Origin of the sequence: Streptomyces sp. NPDC059564 (assembly GCF_042735575.1) — a bacterium.
In the GTDB taxonomy this organism is placed as follows: domain Bacteria; phylum Actinomycetota; class Actinomycetes; order Streptomycetales; family Streptomycetaceae; genus Streptomyces.
This window is the reverse complement of sequence record NZ_JBHWBP010000485.1, coordinates 1-4,491: the sequence shown is the minus strand read 5'-3', so window position 1 is coordinate 4,491 and position 4,491 is coordinate 1. Positions and strand designations below refer to the sequence as shown.

Here is a 4,491-nt window from a genome sequence, read left to right as displayed (position 1 = left end):
GCGTCCTAGCCGCCGCTGCACCCGTAGCAGGTGGGCGCCGAGCGTGCCGCCGGGATGCTCGGCGGACGCGGCGCCCGCGTCCTCCAGGAGGCGCAGGGCGGCATCGACGCGGTCGGCCGGAAGGGTCATCCGGTTCGCTCCTCTCGCTCGGCCTCAGGCCAGGTAGTACGGGCGGTTGTGCGCGGCGACGGGCGGGGACTGGAAGGTCCAGGCCCCGGCCGCGGGCGCGTCGCCGACCAGGCGGAGCAGGTGCTCGCCGACATCGCTGGTCGCGTCGTGCACGGTCAGCCGCGCCCGGCCGGACGCCGGGCCGTCGAGGTCGTACCACCGGTACGGCTGGTACACGTTCATCGGACCGGCGAGCGCGAGGCCCGCCGCGTCGGTCCCGTAGCCGGTGATCGGCGCGTTGTTCGATGGGACGGGGGCGAGCCCGTCCAGCTCGGCGCGGAACGAGAACAACGCGGTGTCCCGGCGGGCGATGCCGCCGTCCTCCGCGGCCTCGGCCGCCAGGCAGCGCACGTTCCAGGTGTCGCCGGCCGGGCCGTTGAGCGAGGGCATCTCCACCTCGAACCAGCCGGGGTACTTCGGTTCCGCGTACAGCCGGCGTCCGGCGTCGATGGCCAGCGCGTTGTCGCACAGCACGTGGATGCGGGCGATGCCGAGCAGCCTGGTCTGGTCGTAACCCTGCGCGTACTGCCGGTAGTCCACCTCCGGCAGCCGGTGCGCCGACGCCGTGGGGTACGCGACGATGTTGACCTCGATCTCCTGGGTGATGCCGCCGCCGAACCCGTACTGGGCGAAGTACAGCTGGTAGTTGAGCGAGACCAGGCACCTGCCGTCGAAGTCCGCGGCGGTCAGGGCCGGATGGTGCTTCGCCAGGACCTCCCGCACCGGATCGGGGTCGACGAGGTGGTCCAGGCCGATGGTGTGGAGCGCCCCGTAGTGGAAGGGGAGTTGGTACGGGGCCGCGACGGGCGGCAGGGGCAAGGGGCTCACGAGGCGGCTCCGGAGGTTCGGGTGGGTCGGACGGGACGGCTGCCGGGGACGGTTCGGGTGGTCCGGGCCGAGGTCAGGGTCACCGGCCGGTCGCGTTCGGCCAGGTCGGCCTCGATCCGCTCCGCGCTGCGCAGCGCCAGCGCGGCCATGGTCAGCGTCGGGTTGGAGGTCGCCACCGACGGCATGCTGCCGCAGCCCACCGCGTACAGCCCGGGGTGGTCCCAGCAGCGCTGCCACTGGTCGACGACCGACGTGTCCGGGCCGGTGCCCATGATGTGGGTCCCGGCGGCATGGCCCGCGCCGCGGTAGCCGTACGTACGGCCCCGGTGTTCGAAACGGCCGGGCCAGCCCGCCGCCTCGAAGGAGGTGTGGTCCTCGGCGCCGAGCAGCGCGAAGATCTCGTCGGAGACCGCCTTGGCCGCCACGATCCCGTCCTTCACGTGCGGGGAGAGGCCGTACGTCACCACCGGGCGCGGCAGGCCGAGCCGGTCGCGGCGACCGGGGTCGATCGTGACCCGGTTGGCGGGGTCGGCACTCTGCTCCATCTCGAACTGGAGGGCGAACTGCCGTCCGACGCGGTCGGCCAGCGCCTCGCGCAGGGCGGCGCCCCGCAGCCCCGGACGGTCCGGTCCGGCCCCGCGGACGAGCTCGGCGACGTCCGTGTCGACCGGGCCCTTGGCCCACAGCCAGCCCCAGTTGCCGATCTCGATCCTGAACGGCGCGCGCCGCCGGCGCGCCGGACCGGCCCGGAACCCTTCGAGGCCCGAGGTGGAACCCGGCCCCCGGTACGGGCCGACCCGCTCGGGCAGCAGCCCCCAGGTCAGCAGCACCGGATGGTCCATCAGGTTGCGTCCCACCTGCCCGCTGCGGCCGGCCAGCCCGGACAGGAGCAGCAGTTTGGCGTTCTCGATCGCGTGCGCGGCCAGCACCACCACGTCGGCGTGCACCGTGTGGCCGCTCACGGCTCCCGCGCCGGTCCGCGTTGCGCCGTCCTGCCCGTACGCCAGGTACTCGACCCCGGTGGCCCGGCCCCCCGGAGCGACGAGGACCCGGCTGACCACGGCCCGGTCCCGGAGCGTGACCGTGGGGCCCCACCGGGCCTGGGTCTTCAGGGGCGTGTACTTGGCGTGCGAGGGGCAGTGCGGGATGCAGGTCGCGCTGCCCACGCAGCGACTGCCCGGGTCGGGGCGGCCGCCCGCGCCGACGGGCACGTAGCCCGCCCCGCCCCCGTACCGGGAGTCGGGTACGCCGTTGCGTCCCTGCGGGGTGCCCACCACGCGCAGCTCCACCGGTTCCGCGACGCCCGGCTCCGCGACGCGGCGGCCGTCCAGCCGCCCGGCCAGCACCTCGTCGACGCGGCTGCGGGGGAGGGCCCGCATCGGAAAGACGTAGTCCTCGGGAAACGGCAGGCCCACCCCGGCGCGCTGCTCGTCCACGTCGGCCGACACGCCGATCGCGTGCTCGGCCGCGCGGTAGTGCGGTTCGAGGTCCGCGTAGGTGAGGGGCCAGCTGCGGCCGTAGCCGAACCGTTCGGTGTCGAAGTCCTCCGGCAGCATGCGCGGGGTGAGCCCGGTCCACACGTTGCCGGTGCCGCCGTTCACCCGTACGTACCCGCTCGCGTACGGGAGCTCGCCGCGCTGGAGGAGGTATCCGTCGGCGCGGTAGCCGTCCTCGGTGCCCGCCAGGTCGGTGACCTCGGGCCACGGAGCGGCGTCCTGCGCGGCGTAGGGAGAGCCTGGCACCTTCGCCGAGGCCGTCAGGAACCGGTGCAGCGCCTCGCGGTCCCCCTGCTCCGGGTCGCTCGCGCGGACACCGGCCTCCAGGACCAGGACGCGGCGGCCGAGATCGCCCAGGTGCCGGGCGACGAGGGAGCCGGCGATGCCGCCCCCGACGATGATCACGTCGTACCGGTCCGCTCCCGTCATCGCCGGGGCTCCGTCGCGCTGCCGCCGACGTGCGTCGGCCGGGACCAGCTCCCGAAGCCCGGCGCGGAGGTCCCCGGTGCGGGTACGCCGACGGCCCGCCACACCAGGGCCCCGGCATGGGCCCGCGGCGACACCACGAACGGCTCGCCGCCGCCGGGCGATGCGGACCGGCTGCCGGTGTACCAGAGGTGGATCAGGACCTCGGCGGCCGCCCGGATTCCCGCGTCGGGCGCGTCGGGTTCGGCGACCAGCCGCCGGTAGGTGTGGGCGCCGACCTGCTCCAGGAGCACGGCCAGGAGCTCGGCCGCCGGTGCGCCCTCGCGCAGTTCGTCGGGGCCGAAGCCGGTCAGACGGCTGGAGAGACCGAGGAACTCCTCGATCTCGCCGTCCTCAACATCGCGCATGCCGCCTCGCGTTCTCGCCTGCCTGCACCGGCATCCGTACGCGGACCCGTGGGACCCGTGGTCCCGTACTCCCGTGGCCGCTCCGCCGGTGGCGATGGCCGTCGGCCTCCGCACGGCGATCAGCCTTGCCCCGGCCGGGACCGCGCCATGCGCTCCGACCGCCCGGTGGCCGGAACGCTCCGGTCATCGGCCGGATCCAAGATCCTTTCGGCGGGAGGGAGTGAGAGTGGTGACGAGGTCCTTACGGTGACGCCGACCGGAGGTGAAACAGCTGCACCCGCCGCCGTCGCTCCGTAAGCTCGTGCGGGCAGGGCCCGACGGGCCCGGCCCTCCGGAGCCGCACCGGCCGCCGGGCCGCTGCTCAGGACGCATTCGCTGTGGACGGACGGGACGTGGAACCTTCATGACGACACCGCGGGACTTGCTGATCGTCACCATGGACACGGCGCCCGATCGCCCTGTCGAACAGGGCGAGCTGTCGCTGGCGCTCGCGGGCGCCGAGCTGATCGACCTCCTCGCGGCCGGGGCCGTCGGGCTCGACGGCGACCGGATCGTTCCGGGACCCCGGCCGGAACCGGCCGACCGCCTGCTCGGCGAGGCGGCCGACGCGCTCGTCCGGGAGGCGCCCCACGAGTCGGTCGAGGACTGGCTGTGGCGCAGGGGCCGCGGACTGGCCGAGGCCTACCGGGCCGCCCTGGAGGCGGACGGGGACCTCGTACGGGAACGCCGGCGCGGGATCTCCTTCCAGGCCGGCCGGCTGGCGCCGGCCGATACGCCCGCCCGCCGGCGGGCGACGGACCGCTGGTCGGCGGACGAGCCCGTCCTCGCGCTCCTCGCGGAGGCCCTCGGGGTCCGCGGCAAGCCGGCCGAGGACGCGCCGGACGTGGCCGACGACGCCGTGGCGACCGTGCTGGCCGCCGTCAACGACGCGGTGGTGGAACTGGGTTCCGTACGGCAGCGGCGCGCCATCGAGGACGCCGCCTTCGACAACATCTGGCGAGGCAGCGGCGGATGACGATGGTCGCCGCGATATGTTAGATTGATCTTGTTCTCGCGGCCGTGAGTCACGGCGGTGGGACCGGCGTTGGTGGTCCAAGGAAAGACACCCCACTTCCCGTGGGGGAATGCAGGTGCAAGGCCTGCCCAGCGCTCGATCAAGGCCCCGG

Annotated in this window: 4 protein-coding genes; 1 reads left to right on the top strand and 3 read right to left on the bottom strand. The window is 74.5% G+C overall.

The window, feature by feature from the left end; all coding sequences use genetic code 11:
- Nucleotides 1–153: 153 nt before the first annotated feature.
- From ACFV0Q_RS38645 to ACFV0Q_RS38635, 3 genes are read right to left on the bottom strand one after another with little or no spacing between them, the layout of a single operon-like run.
- The gene (locus ACFV0Q_RS38645) at nt 154–996 is read right to left on the bottom strand and encodes a hypothetical protein (RefSeq protein ID WP_385012391.1); all 843 of its coding nucleotides are present in this window, start codon (nt 994–996) and stop codon (nt 154–156) included.
- Complete coding sequence (locus ACFV0Q_RS38640; protein ID WP_385012389.1) at nt 993–2,921, bottom strand: GMC family oxidoreductase; 1,929 nt, start codon at nt 2,919–2,921, stop codon at nt 993–995. Before ACFV0Q_RS38640 ends, ACFV0Q_RS38645 begins: the two co-directional genes overlap by 4 nt.
- A complete protein-coding gene (locus tag ACFV0Q_RS38635) occupies nt 2,918–3,325 on the bottom strand; it encodes a hypothetical protein (RefSeq protein WP_385012388.1) in 408 nt (135 codons plus the stop codon). The genes ACFV0Q_RS38640 and ACFV0Q_RS38635 overlap by 4 nt, the downstream gene beginning before the upstream one ends.
- Nucleotides 3,326–3,728: 403 nt before the next feature.
- On the opposite strand from ACFV0Q_RS38635, the gene ACFV0Q_RS38630 reads away from it, so the two are divergent.
- On the top strand, nt 3,729–4,340 hold the full coding sequence (locus ACFV0Q_RS38630) for a GPP34 family phosphoprotein (protein ID WP_385012386.1): 612 nt from the start codon (nt 3,729–3,731) through the stop codon (nt 4,338–4,340).
- Nucleotides 4,341–4,491: the final 151 nt, after the last annotated feature.

Coding starts and splice junctions, on each gene's coding strand:
- ACFV0Q_RS38630 (WP_385012386.1), top strand. CDS start 3,729: ATGACGACACCGCGGGACTTGCTGATCGTCACCATGGACACGGCGCCC.
- ACFV0Q_RS38635 (WP_385012388.1), bottom strand. CDS start 3,325: ATGCGCGATGTTGAGGACGGCGAGATCGAGGAGTTCCTCGGTCTCTCC.
- ACFV0Q_RS38640 (WP_385012389.1), bottom strand. CDS start 2,921: ATGACGGGAGCGGACCGGTACGACGTGATCATCGTCGGGGGCGGCATC.